The organism is Burkholderia sp. MSMB1072 (assembly GCF_001524725.1).
GTDB lineage: Bacteria > Pseudomonadota > Gammaproteobacteria > Burkholderiales > Burkholderiaceae > Burkholderia.
In genome coordinates this window covers 96,754-118,886 of sequence record NZ_LOYC01000047.1, presented here as the reverse complement: position 1 = coordinate 118,886, position 22,133 = coordinate 96,754, and the positions used below count along the sequence as shown (strand labels likewise).

The following is a 22,133-nucleotide window of genomic DNA, read 5'->3' as shown; positions in this document are numbered from 1 at the left end:
CTCCGTGACGTCCACTTCCGCCGATCCCGCCGCCGACCTGCTGCGCGAACGCGCAGCGCACTACGCCGCCCAGGCGGCGCTGTTCCTGCGCGACCAGGCGCTCTCCATCGCGTCGCACGACCTGCGCAGCCCGCTGAATGCGATGCACAGCTGGGCCTACGTGCTCGAGCGCCAGCTCGCCAATGCCGATCCGAACCTGCAGCGCGCGCTCGCGGGCATCCGCACGGGCATCGACCAGCAGGTCGCGCTGATCGACGGCGTGCTCGACGCGCCGCGCGCGGAAACGCGCATGCTCACGCTCGCGCCGCGGCCGTTCGCGCTGCGCGCGCTGCTCGACGAGACGATCGCGCTCGTGCGGTTCGCGCTCGCCGACGCACGGCAGGTCGCGCTCGACACGACGCTGCCGGAGGGCGAACCGTCGCTCGCCGTCGATCGCGAACGCGTCGCGCAGGCGCTCTGGACCATGCTGACGACGGCCGTCGAGGCCAGTGCCGCGGGCAGCCGCGTCGCGTTCGCCTGCACGCGCGACGGCGCGCAATTCACCGCGCGCGCCACCTGCACCGTGGACGCCGGCGTGCTCGTCGATCCCGCGCAGCCGCACGCGTTCGAATCGTTCGCCCGGCGCGAGATGCTGCGCGAGCGCGATACAAAACGCAGCGCGTGGACGCTCGCGCTGTGCCAGCGCGTCGCACTCGCGCATGGCGGCACGTTCGCTCACGACGTGTTCGCCGATGGCGCCGCCGCCACCCTCACGTTCTCGATTCCCTGCGAGGCGCCGGTGTAAGCCAGCGGCCAGCCGAAACATTACAAATTCCTTTCCGGCTCTATACTGATGGGCCTGTCATAACCGGAGCGATTCTTTGTTACAGATCTTCGCGCTCATCGGCGCGTTGTTCCTGGTGGCCCTGAACGGGTTCTTCGTTGCGGCCGAATTCGGCCTCGTCAAACTCCGCGCGACGCGCGTCAAAACCCTCGCCCGCAAGCGCGGCCTGCGCGGGCGCATCCTCGGCATCGTGCATGGCCGGCTCGATGCGTATCTTTCCGCGTGCCAGCTCGGCATCACGCTCGCGTCGCTCGGCCTCGGCTGGGTCGGCGAACCGGCGTTCGCGCAACTGATCGGCCCGCTGCTCGACCTGATCGGCGTCCACTCCGAACGCGTCGTGCATCTGATCTCGCTCGTGTTCGCGTTCTCGCTGATCTCGTTCCTGCACATCGTCGTCGGCGAACTGGCGCCGAAATCGATGGCGATCCGCCAGTCGGAGAAGGTCGGCCTGTGGGTCGCGCTGCCGCTCTACGCGTTCTACTGGGCGATGTACCCGGCGATCTGGGTGCTCAATACCAGCGCCAACGCGGTACTGCGGCTTGCGGGGCTGTCGGCCGACCACGGCGGCGATGCGCACTATTCGACCGACGAGCTGAAGCTGATCCTGCGCAGCCGCCGCAGCGCGGCCGGCAATGCGGCCCAGCCGGCGCGCGGCACGTACAGCAACGACGAGTGGAACACGCTCGCGCACTCGCTCGATTTTTCGTCGATGACGGTGTCGGACCTGATGCGGCCGGCCCATGAAATGATCGGCCTGCGGCGCGACCTGCCGCTGCCCGACAACATGGAGATCGTCGCGCGGCACCGCTTCAGCCGCTATCCGCTGTTCGAGGATGCGTCGCGCGAGCAGGTGAGCGGGCTGATCCACCTGAAGGACCTGTTGCTCGCACGTCACGCGGGCGCCGCGCTCGAGGACCTGTCCGATTACGTGCGCCCGGTCCAGTACGTGAAGCCCGACACGCCGGCGCTCGAGCTGTTCCGCCGCTTCCGCAAGGGCGCCCCGCACTTCGCGCTGGTGGGCAACAAGGGCGAGAAGCCGATCGGCTTCCTGACGCTCGACAACCTGCTCGGCGCGCTGGTCGGCCAGATCCACGACGAGTTCCGCCAGGGCGATGCCGACTGGAGCCGCCTCGACGACGGCACGTTGATGGGCAAGGGCAGCCTGCCCGTCGTGTCGCTCGAACAGGCACTCGGCATCGACATCGACGAAGGCCGCGCGGAATCGGTCGGCGGCCTCGTGATCCAGGCGCTCAGCGACCTGCCGACCGAAGGGCAGCGCGTGTCGTTCGACCGCTTCGACGTCGTCGTGAAGAAGATGAACGGGCCGCGCATCGTGCTCGTGCGCGTCTATCCGAAGATCGCGAAAGAGGCCGACGAATGACGGCCGCGCGTCGCGTCGTCGCGCGATGAACGCGCCGCTGCCGCGCTGCTGCGTGATCACGCCGGAACCGGCGTCCGCGTCGGCGGCCGATCGGGCCGCGTTTCTCGACCGGCTGTCGGCCGTGCTCGCGCGCGGCGAAACGCTCGTGCAACTGCGCGTGAAATCGCTCGACGCGGCCGCGTTCGCCTCATTGGCCGCCGCGGCGCTCGCGCGCTGCGACGCAGCCGGCGCGTCTCTGATGCTGAACGGGCCGATCGATGCAGCCGGCGTGATGCGGCTCGACGGCGCCGGCTGGCATCTCGACGGCGCCGCCTTGCGCGCCGTCGCGCAACGGCCGCTGCCGGCCGGCCGCCGCGTGTCCGCCGCGTGCCACTCGCGCGACGATCTGCTGCTGGCCGCGCGCGCAGGCGCGGATTTCGTCACGCTGTCGCCGGTGCTGCCGACGCTCAGCCATCCCGGCGCGCCGACGCTCGGCTGGGCGCAATTCGACACGCTGGCCGCCGAGGCCACGATGCCCGTGTTCGCGCTCGGCGGCATGACGCGCGCGCATCTCGACGAGGCGCGCCGTCACGGCGCGTACGGCATCGCGGGCATCCGCGGGTTCTGGTAATTCTGCGCCTTCGGCAGCGCTGCCGGGCCGGACCGCGCCCGGCTCCGGCGCGTCACGCGTTCATCGCGTCATGCGTTCAGGTTCGGACGCATCCCGCGCCACGAACCGTCGTCGATGCGACGCACATCGTGCGTCAGCGCGTAGCGATTGACGTCGCCCGTCAGCCACGCGACGAGCGAATACGGCGGCAACTCCCCTTCATCGACCCGGTCGCGCGCACGCGCCGGCGTCTCGAACACCACCCGCCCTCGCGGTGCGTCGAACGGCACCGCCTCGGGCGACAGGTTCAACGCGATCGTCAACGTTTCGTCGTCGGCAAGCCGCCACGATGCGCACAGCGCGTCGGCATCGCCGTCGCCGTCCGCTTTCAGCGCACGTGCGTCCTGCGGCCGGCAATCGGACAGCCTTGGCGCGATCAGCTTCGCGCGCACCGCGAGCGCCGACTGCACGAAATGCGCGCGGTCGATGTCGCGCGCGGTTTCGTCGAAGATCAGCGGGATCTGCGGCGTGAGCAGCGACAGCGCCAGCCCGGCCAGACCGGCCGCCTGCCCGCGATCGCCCGGGGCGCCGTCGCGCCATGCGCCATCGGACAGGACGAGCGACGTCAGCGACAGGCCGCCGTCGGCGGCCATCCCGTCAGCCGGCGCGGCCGGCCGGTACGCCGCGCCGGCCGCGGTCAGCGCTCGGGCGAGCGTGTGAATCGACTGGTGCATGGAAATGCCTTCATGCGCCGACGTGTCGCGCCCCGTGAGCCGGTGCAGCGCGCGTTCGCCGCAGCCGTTCCACTGTGCGTCGAAATGGGTATCGGCGAGATGGGCCGGATGCCGCTCGCTGCCGAGCACGAGATGGATCAGCCGGTCGGCCGGCACGGCGGCGCGCACGCGATCCGCGATCTCGCGCAGCCACGACACGCCGATCCGGTCGGCTTCGCGCAGGCGCAGCCCGTCGCAGCGGTATTCGTCGATCCAGTACAGCGCGTTGTCGCAGAAGAAATCGCAGACTTCCGGATGGTCGAGCGCGAGCGGCGCGGCCTGCAGCGGATCGTCGCGCGTGTGGAAGAACGGCCCCGCGTAGTGGCGCAGCGCATCGGTGCCGCTGCCGAAGCGCGCGTAGTCGAGCTCCAGCAGCACCGCGAGACCGTGGCCGTGCGCGTCGTCGATCAGCGCCTTCAGCGCGTCGGGGCCGCCTTCGGCCGCGAGCGGCGCGAACGGCAGGCTGTCGTGCGGCGACGCGAGCAACTCCAGCGCGGTCACGCCGAGGCGCGCGAGCTGCGGCAGGCGGCGGCGCACGCCGTCGAAGCCGCCCACCGCGTGCGGGCGGATCGCATAGAGCGCGATGTCTTCCCACGCGCGCCCGTGCCAGAACGTATTGCGCCATTTGAACGCACGCGGATCGACGACCTCGCTCGGGCCGTTGAGCCCCTCGGGTTGCGAGCGTGACGCGGGATCGGGAATCGACACCGTATCGTCGAGACGATAGCGGTAACGTGCACCCGCGCCGCAGTCGACGAAGACTTCGAACCAGTTCGGGCCGGCGCTCGTCATCGGGACGAGCGTCGGGCCGTAGCCGGTATCGAGTTCGAGCTGGACGTGGGTGCTGCCGGGCGCCCACACGCGGAAATGCGTGCGCGGCGTCGTGCTGAGCGCGCCGCAAGGCTGCGCGCCAAACGGCAAACAATGGATGTAGTGCTGCGCGTACGGATCGTGCGGACAATCGGACATCATGCGCTCCTCGTGCGTACCGAGCGGCATGGCCGCGCCGATGGCGCAGCGCATCGGGCCCGGCATGCGACGACCAGGCGGGAGAGAGAAACGAGTATGCGCCGGATTCGCCATCGCGATGCATCGTGATCAGACATTTTTAAATGCGAATCGACCCCGGGAAACCGGCCGGCGCGGGCAGACGAGTCGGGTAGTCGGCATACCGGAATGATCGCTCGCCTTGTTGCGCCGGCCGCGCGCCCCTACGCTCTGCGTCATGCCCGCGGACACGTCGTCCGCTTCCGACCCGAGGAACTCCGCCATGTCGCTTCCCGCCAGCGCCGCGAAATTCGATCCGTCGCGCGCGCACGAATACGCCGAGCAATCGCGCATCGCGCTCGCCGGCTACGATGCCTGCCACGAACTCGCCGCATGCATGCTCGCGTCGGCGATCGGCGTGCCCGATGCACGGATGCTCGTCGCAGGCGCGGGCGGCACGGGACAGGAAATCTGCGTCGCGGCCGCGCTCGAACCGGGCTGGCAGTTAACGGCCGTCGACCCGTCCGCACCGATGCTCGCGCTCGCGCGCTCGAACGTCGAAGCCGCGGGTTTCGGCGCGCGTACGACGTTCGTCGAGGCCGGCGTCGACGCGTTGCCCGACGCGCCCGCGTTCGACGGCGCGACGCTGATCGGCGTGCTGCATCACGTGCCGGGCGACGACGCGAAAGCCGCGCTGCTGCACGCGATCGCACGACGCCTGAAGCCCGGCGCGCCGCTCGTGCTCGCCGGCAACCATCGACGCTACGCGGACCACCCGCGCCTGCTCGATGCCTGGCAGCAGCGCTGGCGCATGAAAGGCGCCCCGCCGGACGCCGTGCGCGCGCAGCTCGCGAAGATCCTGCAGGGCGCCGATCCGCCCGCGTCCGAGGACGCCGTGTTCGCGCTGCTGCGCGAAGCGGGCTTCGATGCGCCGCTGCGTTTTTTCGCGAGCCTGTTCTGGGGGGCGTGGATCGCGGTGCGGCGCGCATGACGGTTCGATGCGGCGCGCAACGGCACGCGCCGTGCGATTCGCGAACGCGCCGCATGCGCTCGGTATGATGTCGTTCCCGCTCCCTTCTCGGCCTCGACATGCTCACCGTCCATCATCTGAACAACTCGCGTTCGCAGCGCGTGCTCTGGCTGCTCGAAGAACTGGATGTGCCGTACGAGATCGTGCGCTACGAACGCGATCCGAAGACGATGCTCGCGCCGGCCGAATTGCGCGCGATCCATCCGCTCGGCAAGTCGCCCGTCGTGACCGACGACGGCCGCACGTTCGCCGAATCGGGCGCGATCGTCGAATACCTGGTCGAACGCTACGCCGACGGGCGCCTCGCGCCGCCGCCCGGCTCGCCCGAGCGGCACGACTACACGTACTGGCTTCACTATGCGGAAGGGTCCGCGATGCCGCCGCTGCTGCTCAAGCTCGTCGCGCAGCGAATCGCGCAAGCGCCGATGCCGTTCTTCGCGCGGCCGATCGCACGCAAGATCGCCGCGACGCTGCAGTCGGGCTTCGTCGATCCGCAGATCGCGCTGCATCTCGGCCATGTCGACGGCGCGCTGGCACGCACCGGCTGGTTCGTCGGCGACGGCTTCAGCGCGGCCGACATCCAGATGAGCTTTCCGCTCGAAGCCGCGACCGCGCGCGGCGGCGGCAGCCGGTATCCCGCGATCGCGCGCTTTCTCGACACGATCCATGCCCGGCCGGCCTACCGGCGGGCGCTGGAACGCGGCGGCCGGTACGACCTGCTCAAGTAACCGGCGTCAGTTCAGCAACCCCGCCGCGACGTTGATCGACAAGCCGAGCACGGCCATGTTGAAGTAGAACGACAGGACCGACTGCGCGAGCACCGAGCGCCGCGCGGAGCGGTTCGCGAGCGACACGTCGGCCGTCTGCGACGCGACCGCGAGCGTGAACGCGAAATACAGGAAATCCCAGTAATCGGGCTCCGGGTTCCGGTCCGGGAAACGGAGCGCGCGATCGCTGCTCGGCGAGCCGTAGTAGAGCCGCGCATAGTGCAGCGTGAAGATCGTCGGAATCAGGAACCACGCGCCGAACAGCGTCGCGCCCGTGATCGCGTAGTGGCTGAGTCCCGCGCTGAAGCCGACGCTCTTCGCGGTCGCGAGTTCGATCGCGATCGCGGCCACGCTCGCGACGGTCGCGAGGCACACGACGGTCAGCACGGTCGTCGCGTTTTCATCCTCGCGGATCGCGACTTCGCGCACCTTGTGATGATGCGCGGTGACCATGCGCACCCACATCAGCACCAGATACAGCCAGACCGCACAATCCCAGCCGATCAGCGCCCGCGCGGTCGGGCGCAGCGGAAACGGCAGCAGCACCGCGCACAGCACGCCGGCGACGAACGCCGCGACCATGCGCGGCCGGTTGCGTAATACCTGCGGATAAAACGTCATCGTGTGATTCCGAAAGCAGATGGAAAGGGTTCGGCCGGTGCACCGCATCGGCGGGCAACGCGCCCCGATTATCGCCATTCCGTCGCGGCGTGGCGATGGGCGGGAGCGCCTAAGATAAGGGGATGACCGCCACCGCCCTGCTCTGCCGCCATCCCGCGAATACGACCGGCCGCGACTTCGTCGTCGGCGACCTGCACGGCTGTGTCGACGTCCTGCGCGCGCTGCTGCACGACGTCCGCTTCGATCCGGCCCGCGACCGGCTGTTCTCGGTCGGCGACCTCGTCGATCGCGGCCCGGCCTCCGACATCGCGCTCGACCTGCTCGACCGGCCGTGGTGCCACGTCGTGCGCGGCAATCACGAGGAAGTGCTGAGCCTCGTCGCGCGCGGCAAGCTGCCGCCCGACGCGTGGCGCGGCATCGGCGGCGACTGGGGCGCCGACCTGCCGCCGGAACGACTGCGCGCGTATGCGGCGCGCGTCGACGCACTGCCGCTCGTGCGCGTGATCGGCGACGGTGCGGCGCGCTTCAACGTGCTGCATGCGGAATTCTTCGGCTCGGACGCGGATCTCGATACGGGCAGTTATTCGCACGACGTACGCGAGCGGCTGATGTGGGGCCGCGACCTCGTCCAGGGGCTCGCGGATCCGGCGCGGCAGGCCGGATTGTCGCTGACCTGCACCGGACACACGCCGGTGCGTGCGCCGCAACGGATCGGCGCGCAATGGTTCATCGATACGGGTGCGTTCGCGCCCGCCGGCCGGCTCACGCTCGCCGAGCCGCGCACCGGCCGCACGTGGTCGATGACGCAGGCCGAAGCGCGCGAACGCCACGCGGGCGACTGGCCGCTGCCCTGACGCGCCGGCCGCCAGCACCGCATCGCGCGACGCAACCGCCCGCCGCGCCGGCCAGGCGAACGCTAGCCGACCTGGTTCAGTTCGAACACCGCATCGACGGCCGAACCGTTCCAGTTGTACTCGAGATAGGCCGCATGCTGGCAGTCGCGCAGCAGCGTCGTGCGGAACGCAGCGAGACATTCGCCGTGCGGGTCGCGGACCGACGGATAGACGATCCCCGCGCCACCTGCACGGCGCACCGCGCGGCCGAATGCCTGTCCCGCGCTGTAGTCGACCGGGTCCAGCAACGCGGGATCGCGCTGCGGCCACGTACGGACGTCGGCGACGTCGCCGTGCGCGAACACGGTATAGAGCCGCATCTGCTGACGCATCGGCGGCTCCTTCGTCGCGGCGAGGAATAGCCCGCTGTGATAGCGCGTTTCGGCGATCGCCGTGTCGCGCGCGCGCGTGCAGTAGAACACGCCGTAGCTGCCGTCCGAAAAGCGGCTGCCCAGCGGATTCAGATGCGTGAACGCCGCCATGATCGGCCCCCAGCCCTGCCCGTAGCGGCGCTCGGCGGGCGGCACGAGATCGAGGGTGCCGACTTCGTTGCGAATGCGGTCGTTGGTCAGCGATTCGAGCGCGTAGAGCGCGTCGAAGTCGTCCGCCGACGCGACGCGGTCGAACAGGTTGATGGCCGGAAAACGGGTGGGAATCACGCGATAGGCGGGCGCCCAATCGACGGTGGTCATGGGCCACCGGCCGACTTCGATCGGTGTCGTCACGCCCAGCCACCTCGCATCGCGTCGAGATATTGCCGGACCGCCACCAGATCGCCGACGTTGCCGGCCAGCATCCGGTCGAGTGCGCGCTTGCCGCCGAACGGCGCCGCATCGTTCGGCCGCTTGACCCACGCATCGGCCGCGGCGGGTTGGGGCAGCAGGATCTGCAACCCCTTGTAGATGCCGAGTAGCAGCGACAGCCGCTCGAGCGTATCGCGCGGCAGGCGCGCCGATTCGGGCGCGGCCTTCCACTTGAAGAACGTCGAGCGGCCCGGCGACCCGAGCAGCACGATCTGCTCGTCGATCGTCAGTTCCCAATCGCGCGCGATGTTGAAAAACGCGCGCAGGCCGGCCGCCGACATCTGCGCGACCGAAGCGTGCGGCACGGCGGAATGCGAATGGTACGCGGGCTGTGACATGATCGTTAGTCTCGAAACGAATTCACTAACAAGATTAGTCCATTCTCGTATTTTTGCAAGGGTCGCACCCATCGATCGCGTACATGCATCCGGCAAATCGATATTTTTTGTCCATTCTGGACTCGTATTTTATTTTCTGCGTTAATGGCCGTGCGGACACCGCGTCACGGCGCGGATCGTGTCCGTGGAGACCGTGCCGCACAGAAACCGGATGCACCACGCCAAGGAACGCACCATGAAGAGACTGATTGCCGCCGTTTCGATCGCCCTGCTCGCGGTATCCGCAGGCCCCGCCGTCGCGAAGGACTGGACCACGATCCGCTTCGGCACCGACGCCAGCTATGCGCCGTTCGAGTCGAAGGCGCCCGACGGCAAGCTCGTCGGCTTCGACATCGACCTCGGCAACGAGATCTGCGCGCGCCTGAAGGCGAAATGCGTGTGGCTCGAGAACGACTTCGACGGGATGATTCCGGCGCTGAAGGCGAAGAAGTTCGATGCGGTGCTGTCGTCGATGTCGATCACCCCGCAGCGCGCGCAGCAGATCGGCTTCACGACGAAGATCTACAACCAGCCGACGCGGCTCGTCGTGAAGAAAGGCTCGTCGCTGCTGCCGACCGCCGAATCGCTGAAGGGCAAATCGATCGGCGTCGAACAGGGCACGACGCAGGAGACGTATGCGAAGGCCTACTGGGGCAAGCAAGGCGCGAACGTCGTGTCGTACCAGAACCAGGACGGCGTGTATGCCGACCTGATCGCCGGTCGCCTCGACGCGGCGCTCCAGGATGAAGTGCAGGCCGCGATCGGATTCCTGAAATCGCCGCGCGGCGCGAACTATACGTTCGTCGGGCCCGAACTCGTCGACGAAAAGGTGCTCGGCATCGGCGCCGGCATCGGCTTGCGCCAGGAGGACACCGACCTGAAGGCGAAGATCGACCGCGCGATCGTCGACATGGTCAAGGACGGCACCTACAAACGGCTCGCATCGAAGTACTTCGACTTCGACATCTACGGCGGCTGAAAAACGGCGTCGCGCGCGTACGGATGACCGCTTCCGTCGCGCGCGTCCGACCGCCCCTCCCCTTCAACCGGATGGCAACGGCGTCGAGCGGTGCGCCGTTGCATCGAATGCGCGTCATGTTGCGTCGTTTGTCGTGTTCGTCTTACGCGGCCCGCGGCACGACGCTTCGTCGATCGTTCGAGTTCCCGATCAATCGCGTGAGGCAACAACGGGCAACGCGAGCGGACGCCGTACCGTTCGAATCAACAGGCGAAGACCGGGCGTCGCGGTACCGGTGCGCGTGTACACATGCCCATGCGGATCGGGTTCGCGTGCAGGAAAGTACCGACCCGGCGCGGATGACCGGCAACCAGCCGGATCCGCCTCGCGCCGGGCGCGGAGAGATGGCCTGTCGAGGCATGCCTGTCGGCCGCAAGCGCGACGTTCGAGCGGCGATGTCCCGAATCACGGCGATCGCGGCCTGCGGGCCGCGGCGTGTGACGATCGATCATTTTTCTACCCCGTTTGCTGTCTGATGTTTGTTCCGGCAACCGGACGATGCCGATGCCCCGGCGATCAGACGACGACGCGCCGTGCTCGCCGCGACGCGGCCGCTGCACCGCGCGCGGCCGCCGCATCCCCGCGGACTGCGTCCTGGCCGGTACTGGAAGCTTTGGTTGCCTGACCGGACGGACCTCGCGTCGTCGACTCTCGCACGCCCTTCTTCGCAAGGACCGGGCCAGCGCTGCGCGAGCCCGGCCGGACAAGGGGGCGACCAGGCCGGCTCGCGGCCGCAGCGGGCGTGACGTACCGGAAGTTACGAAACTGAAACATCGGGGTCGCGGCACGCGTCGGCCGTGTCACGGCAGGGCCTTGCGGAATAAGGCTGAACAATGGAGCACGGAATTTTTACCGGCGACGGACCGGCCGGTCGGCCCGATTCGCCGCGGAAATCCGCCTGGCGGCCGACGCGAAACGTTTCATGCGCTTTACATGCCGCCGGCGGCGAGCCGCACCGCACGTCGCGGCTGGACGCCGGACGCGGCGGCCGATCGCATGGCCATACTGCGGCACCGCTTCACGCGCCCTCACGCTGCCCGCGCGACCCGCCCACGACGATCGGCCCAGCGCGCCGGGCCGATCCGCTTCGGCGTGCCGGCCCAGGGCTCGCCAGCGCGTGGAGCGTCGTCGCGGTCGTGCCGTGCGTGCCGCCCGTCACGTTCGAGCCGCACCGTCTGTGAACGCTCGCCGAGCCGATTCGCACGCCGCTCAGCCGACCCGCTGATGCCCGGCGTCGTCCGACGGCGCGCCGTCGCTGCCGCCGTTGTCGCCGCTGTGGTCGCGATCGTTCAGCCCGTGCTCGATCATCATCCGATAGAGCGTCACGCGTGAAATGCCGAGTTCGGCGGCTGCCTTGTTGATCCGGTGGTCGTTGCGCAGCAGCGCGTTCTCGATTGCGGTGCGCTCGGCCAGCGCCCGCGCCTGTTCGAGCGTCACCGGTTCGGTTTCGCCGGGCGTGTCGAGCCCGAGATCGTGCGGCGTCAGCAACCGGCTCTCGGCCATCACGATCGCGCGCCGCACGCGGTTGATCAGTTCCCGCACGTTGCCGGGCCACTCGTAGCGCCGCATCGCGTCGAGCGCGGCCGACGTGAAGCCGCTGATCTTGCGGCCGCTGTCGGCCTTGAATTTCTGCAGCACGTAGTGCGCGAGGATCTCGATGTCCTTGCCGCGTGCGCGCAGCGGCGGCTCGTGGATGCGCAGCACGCACAGCCGGTGATAGAGATCCGCGCGGAAGCGCCCGGCCTCGACCGCGCCGTCGAGGTCGACGTGCGTGGCCGAGATGATCCGCACGTCGACCGCGATCGATTCGTGCCCGCCGAGCCGCTCGATCTTGCCTTCCTGCAGGAAGCGCAGCAGGCTTGCCTGGCTTTCGACCGGCATGTCGCCGATCTCGTCGAGAAACAGCGTGCCGCCGTTCGCCGATTCGATCCGGCCCGCGCGCCGCTGGTTCGCGCCGGTGAACGCGCCGCGTTCATAGCCGAACAGCTCGGACTGCAGCAGGTGATGCGGAATCGCTCCGCAATTGATCGCGACGAACGGCCCCTTGCCGCGGCTGGAGCGCTCGTGAATCGCGAGCGCGGTCAGCTCCTTGCCGGTGCCCGACTCGCCCGAGATGAACACGCTCGCGTCGGTCTTCGCGACCTTGCGGATCGTGCTGAACAGTTGCTGCATCGCCTCGCAGTTGCCGATCATCCCGTGTTCGCCGATCGACGCCGCATAGGCGGCGCCGTCGACGCGATCGAGCGCTGCCATCCCGCGCGCATGGCCCAATACGTGCGAAATCCATTCGGACGGCAGCGGCAGCGTCACGTAATCGAAACAATAGCTGCGGATCAGTTCGCGCACGGCGGGGCCGATCATGATGCCGGCCTGCGCGATGGAAATCCAGCCGATCGCCGGCTGGCTCAGACACATCTTCAGCGCGGGATAGTCGCGCGACGTGAATCCGGTGAAATCGACCAGCCCGGCGGCCACGCTCACGCCGGAGGTCATGTTCTGCGCGGCGCCAGCCGTCTTCGCGACCGCGATCTCCCAGCCGAGCCCGCGCAGTTGCGCCAGCAACGGCTCGTCGGGCGTGCGCATGATCACGAACAGCTTGCGGCCGGCCTCGGGAGCGGTGACGGACACGTCCGTCATCTCGGGCGCCGCGTGCCCGTTTGCGTCGGGTGACCTTGCAACCATCGTTGTTCCCCGCTTGGCGTTGGTATCGCGCGCCGGCTCACGGCCGCGTACGACGGACACGATCGAATCGACATATTGGGCGTATTTCCGTCCGAATAAAATCCCCCTGCGCATGAATCGCGCCGGCGTCGACGTCGTCATGAACGGTATATCGATGCGGCCGGCCTCCGGCTAGATGGGTGTTATCCCTGTGGCGGGCGCCGCACGCGGCCGGAAAGGACCGGCGCCGCGCGCGCAAAGCCGCGCCGGTGCTGGCGCGAGGCATGGGTGTGGGACGGGCGCACGCCCGATCGGCGCACTGGCGCATGCGCGTGCAACCGGTGTGCCGGGCATGCGAACGCGAAGCAACCGGTTCCGGTTGATTTTCGTCAATCGTCGGAACAAGCCGGCCGATGCACGAACGCAACATGCGCGGCGCCCCGCCGCGCGACGAGCGACGAGCGCGGGCGGCCGGCGGGCGACGGACGGCCCGGATCAGCGACCCGACACGAGCGGCGCCGGCGCGTTCGCACGGCCGCGGCCGGCCGGCGTGCCGCCGTGTTCGCCGTAGGTGGCGGCCAGTGCGTCGACCCGCGCGAGATGGTGGCGATTGTCGTGATCCCACGGGTGGAAGCCCGGCCGGAAAAAACTCAGCCATTCGCCGGCGATGCGCGGGAACAGCCCTCGGCGCGGCCCATACAGGAACGCGATCGTCCGCAGCAGGCCGCGCACGTGATGGCCGGCGCCGCGATCGCGCCACAGCAGCGTCGCATGCATCAGGAACACGGTCGGCCAGAACGTCAGCGTCGTCAGCAGATACACGCCGATGCGGATCAGGTAGCGGCGCAGCCCCGGCTTCATCGCGGCGTTCCACACGTCGAACGACACGGCCTTGTGCTCGGTTTCCTCCAGCGCGTGCCAGATCCACATCTGCCGGTAGCCTTCGACCGAGCCGTCGAGGCGCGTCGGGTCGCGCAGCAGCCAGTCGGCGAGCATCGCCGTGTAGTGCTCGGCCGCCACCGTGTGCGCGAGCTGCACCGAATGCGGCAGCGTGCGCTTCATGTAGCCGAGCACGGCCCACACGCGTCGGTCGAGCTTGCGCGCGGGCAGCCGGTTCGCCTGCATCAGCTCGTTGTATTCGACGTGCTCGCGCGTGTGCATCGCCTCCTGGCCGATGAAGCCCAGCACCTGCTGCTTCAGCACGGGATCGTCGATCCGGTCGCGGTAGTTGCGCACCGAATCCATGAAGAAGCGCTCGCCGGCCGGAAACAGCAGCGACAGCGCGTTGAAGAAATGGGTCACGTGCGCCCCCAGGCCATGCCAGTCCTTCGCGCGTTCGACCGGCAGGTCGAAGCGCAGGTCGCGGCGCACCGGCATGATCCCGGCTGCGGTGACGGAAGCGGCTGACTTCATGTGCATCGTTCTCCTGTTGCAGAGCGGCCCGGCGCATCGTCGGACGCGGCCGGCGCAAGCCCGGGCGACGCGTCGCGCGCCGCCAAAATCCTGACATCGACAGATGTAACGATAGGCCGCGCGCGCCGGCGCACGCAAGCCGCGCGGTAGATGCGCGCTTCCAAACAGGGCACGGTCGGAAAGGAGGAAAAAACGGCGCTCGAACGACGCTCGGCCGGGTGGCGATTCGAACGCGCCGGCACGCGAACGGGCGAGGTGGCGGGTGCGGCGCAGCGCCCCGCCATCGGCCCGACAGCCCCGTGCGCCGGGCATCTCGCCGCGTCCGGCAACGGTCGCCCGGCATGCGGCAACACGTGCCGGGAGCGTCGATTCATACGCGTGGCGCACTGCCGTGGTGCAACCTCGGCCCCGCAGCTCGCGGAAAATTCAAACGCGCGTTCCAATTGCAGATCGGTTGATCGCGCGCGCGGCGCCCGCCGCGCTCGCCGACACGCGTACAACGGCACGAAATCCATGCGCGCCGGGCCGCTGCGCGCTCGCCTACAATAGCGGTTTCACGCAACGCTCTTTCAGGAGAAATCATGTCCGTCATCACGACCGAATCGGGCCTCAAGTACGAAGACCTGACCGAAGGCACCGGCGCGCAAGCGCAAGCCGGCAAGACCGTCAGCGTCCATTACACCGGCTGGCTGACCGACGGTCAGAAATTCGATTCGAGCAAGGATCGCAACGACCCGTTCGCGTTCGTGCTCGGCGGCGGCATGGTCATCAAGGGCTGGGACGAAGGCGTTCAGGGCATGAAGGTCGGCGGCGTGCGTCGCCTGACGATCCCGCCGCAACTCGGCTACGGCCCGCGCGGCGCAGGCGGCGTGATTCCGCCGAATGCGACGCTCGTGTTCGAAGTCGAACTGCTCGACGTCTGACCCCGCCTCCGGCCGTTTCCCTCCCGATGGAACGCATCGCCTCGCCTGCCATCGCGCTGCGCCGCTACGCCACGTGCGAAGCGTCGGACGTGCACGACTTCCACCAGGTCGTGCTCGGCGTCGATGGCGCGATGGTGATGGCGGTGGACGGCATCGGCCGGCGCATCGACCGGCACGCGGCCTGGCTGATTCCGGCCGGCGCGCGCCACGACTACGCGGGCCTCGGCGAGAATCGCCAGCTCGTGATCGACCTGCCCGCCGCGTCGCTCGCGGTACCGCAGCGGCTGTTCGACCATGCGCGCGCCGTGTCGATCGACCCCGCGCTCACGTCGCTCGTCGCGCAGATCGCGGCGGCCGCCGTACAGCACGATGCTCCGGCCGGCGACGCACGGCAGGCCGCCGCGCACCGCTTTCAATGGCAGGCCGCCGCGCGCCTGTGCGACGCGCTGCTCGACGATGCGGGCATCGCCGCGCCGGCGTCGGGCCTCGATTTCGCGCGCATCGACCGCTGGCTGCGCGCGCGGCTCGCCGAACCGCTGCGCATCGCCGATCTCGCCGCGCACTGCGGCTACGGGATGCGCCGGTTTCATCAACTGTTCGTCGACGCGTTCGGCGAAACGCCGCATCGCTACCTGCAGCGGCTGCGGCTCGACGCCGCGGTCGTGCTGCTCGCCGACGGCCGGCATTCGCTCGTCGACATCGCGGGCAGCGTGGGCTTCGCGGATCAAAGCACGTTCACGCATGCGTTCACGAAGCGCTTCGGCGTGGCGCCCGGACGCTGGCGCGGCGAACGGCATTGAGCGCAGTGGCGCGCTGAATACGCATCGACGCACGTAGCCGGCGGCACGCGCGGCATCCGTATCGACGCTTCACGTCCCGCTGAAACGTCGCCTGTCCGTCGCCGCCTACGATGGGCGCATGGATACGACCGCACCATCCCCCGCTTTCCCGCCCGCGCTGGCGCGCGTCGTCGCCGCCGTCAACATCGTTGCGGATCGAAACCGCCGTGTCGGTCATGCTGCTGCTCGCGGCCGCGCTGCTCGCGACCCGTGTGCGGGCCGCTGCGCGTCGCGGCGCGTCCCCGGCAACTCGTGCGACGCCGCCGGCCGATCGCGCGCGTGCGGTCATGCGTCGCCGGGGCGAGGTCGGATCGGGTAACGCCAACGAAAGAAGATCTTCGTGAATCGACTCGCGTAGCCGGCCGGACCGCGCTCGTGCTTCCACGCCGAATGCCATCCGACGGCGCAATCGGCGCGCATGACGCTCACCGACGCGCCGTGCCCGCTTCGTCACCGATCTTCTTCACGACGGTCTCGGCCGCCTTCAAAGGCCGGCCGTCGTCGTGCCGCAGCGCGAGCTTGCGAATCGCGCGCCCGGTGCCGCGGTCGATCAGCACCGAATGCGGCTCGCCGCGCGCGAACAGGTTGGCCTCGCCCCACTGCCGCAGCATCACGATGACCGGAAACAGCCCTTCGCCTTTCCTGGTCAGCACGTACTCCTGATACGCGGTGCCGTCGGAGGCCGGCACCACGTCGAATACGCCCGCGTCCACCAGCATCTTCAGCCGGTCGGACAGGATGTTGCTCGCGACGCCGAGGCTCGCGCGGAAATCGCCGAAGCGGCGCACGCCGTCGAACGCGTCGCGCACGATCAGCAACGCCCAGCGATCGCCGACGATATCGGTCGCGCGCGCCACCGGGCACGGCGAATCCGCAAGACTTTTCTGCCTGGCCATGTTCCTCTCCGCAACCGCGCCGGGCCGCCTTCGCGGGCCGGCGGACCATCCGTGCACGGGCCCCACGCCCGCCGTCAAACAGGTTGCATTTTAAAACTACTTTCCCTACACTCCAAACCAGTTTCAAATTGCAACTACATTGCATGAGGAAACCCATGGAATCGTCCTGCCATTCCGGCACCGTTGCATCGAACGCGCCAACCGGTGCGATCCCTCCGGCCGCGAGCGGCCGCCTGTCGTCGGCGCGCGTCGCGCTCCTGGCCGTCTGCTGCGCGGCGAGCGTTGCGAACGTCTACTACGCGCAGCCGCTGCTCGATTCGATCGCGCGGGATTTCGGCGTGTCGCAAGCCGCGGTCGGCGGCGTCATCACCGCGACGCAGCTCGGCTGCGCGCTCGCGCTGCTGTTCGTCGTGCCGCTCGGCGACCTGCTGAACCGCAAGCGTCTGATCGCCGTGCAGCTTGTACTGCTGAGCGCCGCCTGCATCGGCGTGGCCGTGGCGTCGACACGCGTCGCGCTGCTGGCCGGGATGGTCGCGGTCGGGTTGCTCGGCACCGCGATGACGCAAGGGCTGATCGCCTGCTCGGCCACCCTCGCCGGCGCAGGCGAACGCGGGCGCGTCGTGGGCGCCGCGCAGGGCGGCGTCGTGGTCGGGCTCCTGGCCGCGCGCTCGCTGGCGGGCGTCGTCACCGACATCGCGGGATGGCGGGCGGTCTATCTCGTGTCGGGCGGGCTCGCGATCGCGATGCTGGTCGTGCTGTCGCGGCTGCTGCCGGACCGGCACGAACCGCGCGCACGCATCGGTTATGCGGCGCTGCTGCGCTCGATGGTGTCGCTGCTGCGCGACGAACGCGTGCTGCGCGTGCGCGGCGCGATCGCGCTGCTGATGTTCGCCGCGTTCAGCATCTTCTGGAGCGCGCTCGTGCTGCCGCTGAGCGAGCCGCCGCACGCGATGTCGCACACGCAGATCGGCGCATTCGGCCTCGTCGGCGCACTGGGTGCGGCGGCCGCCGCCCGCGCGGGCCGGCTCGCGGATCGCGGGCGCGGCGAAGCGACGACCGGCGCCGCACTCGCGCTGCTCGCCTGCTCATGGCTGCCGCTCGCGTTCGGCAATACGTCGATTGCGCTGCTGATCGTCGGCATCGTGCTGCTCGACGTCGGCGGACAGGCCGTGCACGTCGTCAATCAGAGCATGATTCTCGGTGCGCGGCCCGACGCGCATGCGCGGCTCGTCGGCTGCTACATGCTGTTCTATTCGGCCGGCAGCGGGCTCGGTGCGATTGCGGCGACGATGATGTATGCGCGCGCCGGATGGACGGGCGTCTGCGGGCTCGGCGCGGCGGTGAGCGTGGCCGCGCTCGGCGTATGGGCCGCGACGCTGCGGCGCGCGTGATGCGCGCGGGCCATGCGGATCGAACGGGAAAGGCCGGCGCGCCCTCGGCGGGCGTCCGGCACGCGAACCGGCCGCGCACGCGCGCCCGTCGGGCTTGCGGTTCGGCGCGCGCGGGGCGCGCCGCAGACGTTCAGCCCGCCGCCCGGATCGCCTCTTCGTAGACGCCGGCCACGCGCCGCGCGATCACCGCGTTGTCGAAATGATCGCGCGCATAGCGCTTGCACGCGGCCTCGTCGGGCAGCGCGATCGCACCCGACAGCGCACCGCCGAGCCCTTCGGCGATCGCATCCGCGCCCGTCGACGGCAGCACGAGATCGTTCGACAGCCCGGCGACCGCCTCCGGCAGCCCGCCGACCGGCGTAACCAGCACCGGCGTGCCGGATGCCAGCGATTCGACGGTGATCAAGCCGAAGCCCTCCAGCGCGACCGTCGGCACGACGCTGACCGTCGCCGCGCGGTACAGCGCCGCGAGATGGTGGTCGGGCACGAAGCCGAGCAGCTTCACGTTGTCCTGCAACCCGGCTGCGTCGATGCGCTGCTGCAGTTCCTCGCCGATCTTGCCCTTGCCGGCGATCAGCAGCAGGATGTCCGGGTGACGGCGCTTGACGAGGCCGATCGCGTCGATCAGGTCCTCCAGTCCCATGCGCCGCACGAGCCGGCGCACGGCCAGCATGATCGGCCGGTCCTGCGGCAGTTGCAGCTTGTGCCGCGCCTCGGCCGGCGTGAGCGGCGTGTCGAACTGCGCGGTATCGACGCAGCCGGGAATCACGCGCACGCGCGACGGATCGATCCCGTAGCGGTTCGTCAGGATCTGGCCGAACGCCTGCGACAGCACGATCAGCCGCGACGAGCGCGTATAGACGGCCTGTTCGAGATAGCGCTTCGCGCGCTGCCCGAGCGACGCGGCGCCCTCGACCTGGCTTTCGTCGGCCCACGGCCCCTGGAAGTGCGAGACCTGCGGAATCCCGCGCGTCACGTCGAGGCCCGGAAACGTGTACAGCGCGAAGTGCGACGAAATCACGTCCGGCCGCTCGCTGCGGATCTCGTCGCGCAGCGCACGCCGCGCGGCGAGCATCCGCCGCGCGAGCGGCTGCGACGCAGGCCCGAAGCCCTGGATCGCCCCGCCCGTGTCGTCGGCGACCTTCGGCGAGCCGGCGACGAGCCCGCGCACCTCGACGCCCGCGCCGGGCAGCGCGCCGACGAGCGAGTAGTACATCCGGTCGAGGCCGCCCGCGCGTTCGGGGAACCAGTGCATGCCGATCTGCAACGATTTGATCGGCCGGGAAGATTGGGACATCACGGTTGCTCCTGCGTGATCGCATGCTCGGCCCGCTCGAAGGCGGACGGCTGCGTGGGTTGGCCGATGCGCCGGTAAAGCGCGACGTACTGGGCGCCCATGTGCGCCCAGCCGAAACGGGTCATCAGTTCGCGGGCCGCATCGCCCATCGCGCGACAGGTGTCGCGCGACGCCGCGAGCGAGCCGATCGCCTGCGCGAGCGCGGCCGGATCGTCCGGATCCTCCAGCACGATTCCGCATTCGCGCGTGATGATTTCCGCGCCGCCCGCCGTGCGCGCGGTGACGACCGGCAGCCCGGCCGCCATCGCCTCCAGCAGCGACAGGCTCATCGCTTCGTAGCGCGACGGAAAGACATATGCGTCGACCGAGCGCATCAGCGTCGGCATGTTCTTCACGAGACCGAGGAAATGCACGCGCGAATCGATGCCGAGCGCGCGCGCTTCGTCGGGATACGGGCTGCCGGGCAAGTAGCCGGCCACCGCGAGATGAACGTTGGGCGGCAGCTTCGTCAGCGCCTTCAGCACCGTGCCGAGGTTCTTGCGCGGCGTGCGCAGGTCGCCGACGAACAGCAGCAGGAACGCGTCGTCCGGCAGCTTGAACGCCGCGCGGTCGGCCTGCGCGCCGGCGAATGCGCTGCCGTCGACGCCGTTGTAGATCACGCTGATCTTGCGGCTGTCGATGCCGAGCCCGGCGATTTCGTCGGCCACCTTCTGCGACACGGCCGTGATCGCGCGCGAGCGCCGGTAGGCCCAGCGCTCGAGCGCGGTGTTCACGCGCGTATAGACGTACTGGTAGGCCGACCACATCCCCTTCGTCAGCCCGAACGGATAGTACGGACTCTTGAACCAGCCGCCGTGCACGAAGTGCGCGGTATTCACGTCGGCCTTGATCCATGAAATGAAGCCGTTCACGTGCAGCACGTCGTATTCGCCGCGGTGCGCGCGCAGCCATGCCGCGCTTTTCAGCGCGAACACCTGCTGCTTGACGAGATTCGACGGCCAGAAGCCGCCGACCTTCACCGGCACCCAGCGCACGCGCGGGTCGGCCAGCAGCTCGGGCGCGACATGCGACGCGACCAGCGTGACCTCGTAGTTTTCGGCCAGCGCCGCGCGCGCGATTTCGTAATTGACGCGGCCCTGCCCGTCGTTATGTCGCACGACGTGCGTGACGATCGCGATTCTCAATGGTCGCCTCCCCGTGAACGCGCGGCGGCCAGCAGGCGTTGCGCCTTCTGCCAGTGCGCCGCGGCAAGTATCGAAAAAATGGCCGTGAACATCAGCAGGCCGCCGGTGCCGATCAGCGAGTTCGTGAACACGAGCATCGCGAAGGTCGACAGGCACAGGCTCAGGCACGCGCCGACGAACTTGTCCTTGCGCAGCTTGAACGCCGCGCGCAGCGTGCGGCCGAACAGCATCACGACGCCCGCGAGATACAGCAGCGTGCCGGGCCAGCCGAGCACGAACGGCACGTTCATCACGCCGCTGTCGAAGCTGCCGTACTTGCCGAGCTCGCCGCTGTCGCTCGACAGCTTCGTGGACGCACCGGTCGCGCCCATCCCTTCGCCGGCGACGTCGGTGAATGCCGTCTGCGCGAAGGTCGCGTAGAACTTGTTGCGGTCGTCGTAGCTGCGGTCGTCCTTCAGGTTCGCGATCGACTGCAGGCGCTGGCCGAGCCGGTCGGCCACCGGCCCGACGGTCAGGAGCGGCACGCACAGCCCGACCAGCACGACGCCGCTGATCAGGATCCGCATCCGCACGCGGTTGCTCGATTGCACGAGCTGGATCGCGAGCGCGATCACCCAGCCGCCCCAGGTCGAGCGCACGAGACACAGCGCGAACGACACGAAGCCCGCCGCGCCCGCGAACCAGCGGATCTTCTGCGGCGCGACCAGCACGAACACCAGCGCGCCCATCATCGCGAACGCGAATGGCCCGGACGAATTCATCGTGCTGAACACGCGCACGCCGTACGGCACCGGCTCGCCCTGCGAACCCATCTGCGAGCCGACCATCCACAGCACGTCCCACTGCGGCATCACGAAATACTGCACGACGCCGTACACGCCCATCACGAGCATGCCCCACATGAAGGTGGAGAGCAGCACGTCGCGGTACTCCGGATAGTTGCGCGCGTTCACCATGATGTGAAAGCCGATCAGGATCGGGTACAGCCAGTTCGCGAGGTCGTAGGTCGCGGCCATCACGCCGCTCGACACGATCCCGACGAGATACGCATACACGAGCCCGAACAGGATCAGCAGCACCGGAATCCCACGTCGCTGCGCGAGCACGCGGTAATGCCTGAGCAGCCCGAAGCCGGCGATCATCGTCACCGCGAGCGGCGCGACCTGGATCAGGCTCGTCGGCGTGAACGCGCCCTTCGACCAGTCGGCCAGACGCCGCACTTCCGGGCTCAGGAACCACACCCACCACATGAAGCCGACATAGCGCGCCGGGCTCTTGAAATACAGCCAGACGCCCACCCCGATGGCCAGCACCGGGAACGCGAGCGTCAGCACCTTGCCCTGGTGGACGGCGATCAGCGCGGCGGTGAACGTCCACAGCCCGGCCTGCCCGGCCCAGTGCTTCGGCTCGGCGAACCGGCTGCGGGTGCGCGACGGCGCGCGTTCGGCGGCAATCGTACTCATCGAT

General features: G+C 69.2%; 20 protein-coding genes. 10 read left to right on the top strand and 10 right to left on the bottom strand.

Going from position 1 to position 22,133, the window contains the following annotated elements:
• Positions 1-4: 4 nt before the first annotated feature.
• From WS89_RS23625 to WS89_RS23615, 3 genes are all read left to right on the top strand, one after another.
• Positions 5-784 carry a sensor histidine kinase gene (locus WS89_RS23625; protein ID WP_059793869.1) on the top strand — a complete coding sequence of 260 codons (780 nt, stop codon included), beginning with the start codon at positions 5-7 and terminating at the stop codon, positions 782-784.
• A gap of 76 nt (positions 785-860) precedes the next feature.
• Complete coding sequence (locus WS89_RS23620) at positions 861-2,204, top strand: hemolysin family protein (RefSeq protein WP_059501225.1); 1,344 nt, start codon at positions 861-863, stop codon at positions 2,202-2,204.
• A gap of 25 nt (positions 2,205-2,229) precedes the next feature.
• Positions 2,230-2,814 (top strand): thiamine phosphate synthase, encoded by a 585-nt coding sequence (locus WS89_RS23615; RefSeq protein ID WP_059501226.1) that lies wholly within the window; start codon positions 2,230-2,232, stop codon positions 2,812-2,814.
• Positions 2,815-2,882: 68 nt separating this feature from the next.
• Here the strand turns inward: WS89_RS23615 and WS89_RS23610 are convergent, their stop codons facing one another.
• Positions 2,883-4,535: a DUF3459 domain-containing protein gene (locus WS89_RS23610; RefSeq protein ID WP_059501387.1), complete on the bottom strand. Its 1,653-nt coding sequence runs from the start codon at positions 4,533-4,535 to the stop codon at positions 2,883-2,885.
• A gap of 301 nt (positions 4,536-4,836) precedes the next feature.
• Here WS89_RS23610 and WS89_RS23605 point away from each other — a divergent pair, with 301 nt between their 5' ends.
• Positions 4,837-5,544: a class I SAM-dependent methyltransferase gene (locus WS89_RS23605; protein WP_059793867.1), complete on the top strand. Its 708-nt coding sequence runs from the start codon at positions 4,837-4,839 to the stop codon at positions 5,542-5,544.
• A 98-nt stretch (positions 5,545-5,642) separates the two neighbouring features.
• Positions 5,643-6,311: a glutathione S-transferase gene (locus WS89_RS23600; protein WP_059501228.1), complete on the top strand. Its 669-nt coding sequence runs from the start codon at positions 5,643-5,645 to the stop codon at positions 6,309-6,311.
• Between the two features lie 6 nt (positions 6,312-6,317).
• Here the strand turns inward: WS89_RS23600 and WS89_RS23595 are convergent, their stop codons facing one another.
• A complete protein-coding gene (locus WS89_RS23595; protein ID WP_059501229.1) occupies positions 6,318-6,971 on the bottom strand; it encodes a DUF1345 domain-containing protein in 654 nt (217 codons plus the stop codon).
• A 122-nt stretch (positions 6,972-7,093) separates the two neighbouring features.
• On the opposite strand from WS89_RS23595, the gene WS89_RS23590 reads away from it, so the two are divergent.
• Positions 7,094-7,825, top strand: a complete 732-nt coding sequence (locus WS89_RS23590) for a metallophosphoesterase (protein WP_059793865.1) — start codon at positions 7,094-7,096, stop codon at positions 7,823-7,825.
• A 62-nt stretch (positions 7,826-7,887) separates the two neighbouring features.
• Here WS89_RS23590 and WS89_RS23585 read toward each other — a convergent pair whose 3' ends face one another.
• Positions 7,888-8,556, bottom strand: a complete 669-nt coding sequence (locus tag WS89_RS23585) for an RES family NAD+ phosphorylase (protein ID WP_156440605.1) — start codon at positions 8,554-8,556, stop codon at positions 7,888-7,890.
• A gap of 29 nt (positions 8,557-8,585) precedes the next feature.
• Positions 8,586-9,005 carry an MbcA/ParS/Xre antitoxin family protein gene (locus tag WS89_RS23580; RefSeq protein ID WP_059793861.1) on the bottom strand — a complete coding sequence of 140 codons (420 nt, stop codon included), beginning with the start codon at positions 9,003-9,005 and terminating at the stop codon, positions 8,586-8,588.
• A 235-nt stretch (positions 9,006-9,240) separates the two neighbouring features.
• Between WS89_RS23580 and WS89_RS23575 the strand changes: the two genes are divergently transcribed.
• The gene (locus WS89_RS23575) at positions 9,241-10,023 is read left to right on the top strand and encodes an ABC transporter substrate-binding protein (protein ID WP_059501389.1); all 783 of its coding nucleotides are present in this window, start codon (positions 9,241-9,243) and stop codon (positions 10,021-10,023) included.
• A gap of 1,248 nt (positions 10,024-11,271) precedes the next feature.
• Here WS89_RS23575 and WS89_RS23570 read toward each other — a convergent pair.
• Positions 11,272-12,744 (bottom strand): sigma-54 dependent transcriptional regulator, encoded by a 1,473-nt coding sequence (locus WS89_RS23570; protein ID WP_059793859.1) that lies wholly within the window; start codon positions 12,742-12,744, stop codon positions 11,272-11,274.
• A gap of 474 nt (positions 12,745-13,218) precedes the next feature.
• Positions 13,219-14,136: a metal-dependent hydrolase gene (locus tag WS89_RS23565; RefSeq protein ID WP_059793857.1), complete on the bottom strand. Its 918-nt coding sequence runs from the start codon at positions 14,134-14,136 to the stop codon at positions 13,219-13,221.
• Between the two features lie 581 nt (positions 14,137-14,717).
• Between WS89_RS23565 and WS89_RS23560 the strand changes: the two genes are divergently transcribed.
• Together WS89_RS23560 and WS89_RS23555 are read left to right on the top strand one after the other, a co-directional pair.
• Positions 14,718-15,059: an FKBP-type peptidyl-prolyl cis-trans isomerase gene (locus WS89_RS23560; RefSeq protein ID WP_059501234.1), complete on the top strand. Its 342-nt coding sequence runs from the start codon at positions 14,718-14,720 to the stop codon at positions 15,057-15,059.
• Positions 15,060-15,085: 26 nt separating this feature from the next.
• Complete coding sequence (locus WS89_RS23555) at positions 15,086-15,859, top strand: AraC family transcriptional regulator (protein ID WP_059501235.1); 774 nt, start codon at positions 15,086-15,088, stop codon at positions 15,857-15,859.
• A gap of 464 nt (positions 15,860-16,323) precedes the next feature.
• Here WS89_RS23555 and WS89_RS23550 read toward each other — a convergent pair whose 3' ends face one another.
• A complete protein-coding gene (locus tag WS89_RS23550; protein WP_059501236.1) occupies positions 16,324-16,794 on the bottom strand; it encodes a winged helix-turn-helix transcriptional regulator in 471 nt (156 codons plus the stop codon).
• A gap of 155 nt (positions 16,795-16,949) precedes the next feature.
• Between WS89_RS23550 and WS89_RS23545 the strand changes: the two genes are divergently transcribed.
• Complete coding sequence (locus WS89_RS23545) at positions 16,950-18,185, top strand: MFS transporter (protein ID WP_059793855.1); 1,236 nt, start codon at positions 16,950-16,952, stop codon at positions 18,183-18,185.
• Between the two features lie 130 nt (positions 18,186-18,315).
• Here the strand turns inward: WS89_RS23545 and WS89_RS23540 are convergent, their stop codons facing one another.
• From WS89_RS23540 to WS89_RS23530, 3 genes are read right to left on the bottom strand one after another with little or no spacing between them, the layout of a single operon-like run.
• The gene (locus tag WS89_RS23540) at positions 18,316-19,482 is read right to left on the bottom strand and encodes a glycosyltransferase family 4 protein (RefSeq protein WP_059793853.1); all 1,167 of its coding nucleotides are present in this window, start codon (positions 19,480-19,482) and stop codon (positions 18,316-18,318) included.
• Positions 19,482-20,666, bottom strand: a complete 1,185-nt coding sequence (locus WS89_RS23535; RefSeq protein ID WP_059793851.1) for a glycosyltransferase family 4 protein — start codon at positions 20,664-20,666, stop codon at positions 19,482-19,484. Before WS89_RS23535 ends, WS89_RS23540 begins: the two co-directional genes overlap by 1 nt.
• Positions 20,663-22,129 carry an O-antigen ligase family protein gene (locus tag WS89_RS23530; protein WP_059501239.1) on the bottom strand — a complete coding sequence of 489 codons (1,467 nt, stop codon included), beginning with the start codon at positions 22,127-22,129 and terminating at the stop codon, positions 20,663-20,665. The genes WS89_RS23535 and WS89_RS23530 overlap by 4 nt, the downstream gene beginning before the upstream one ends.
• Positions 22,130-22,133: the final 4 nt, after the last annotated feature.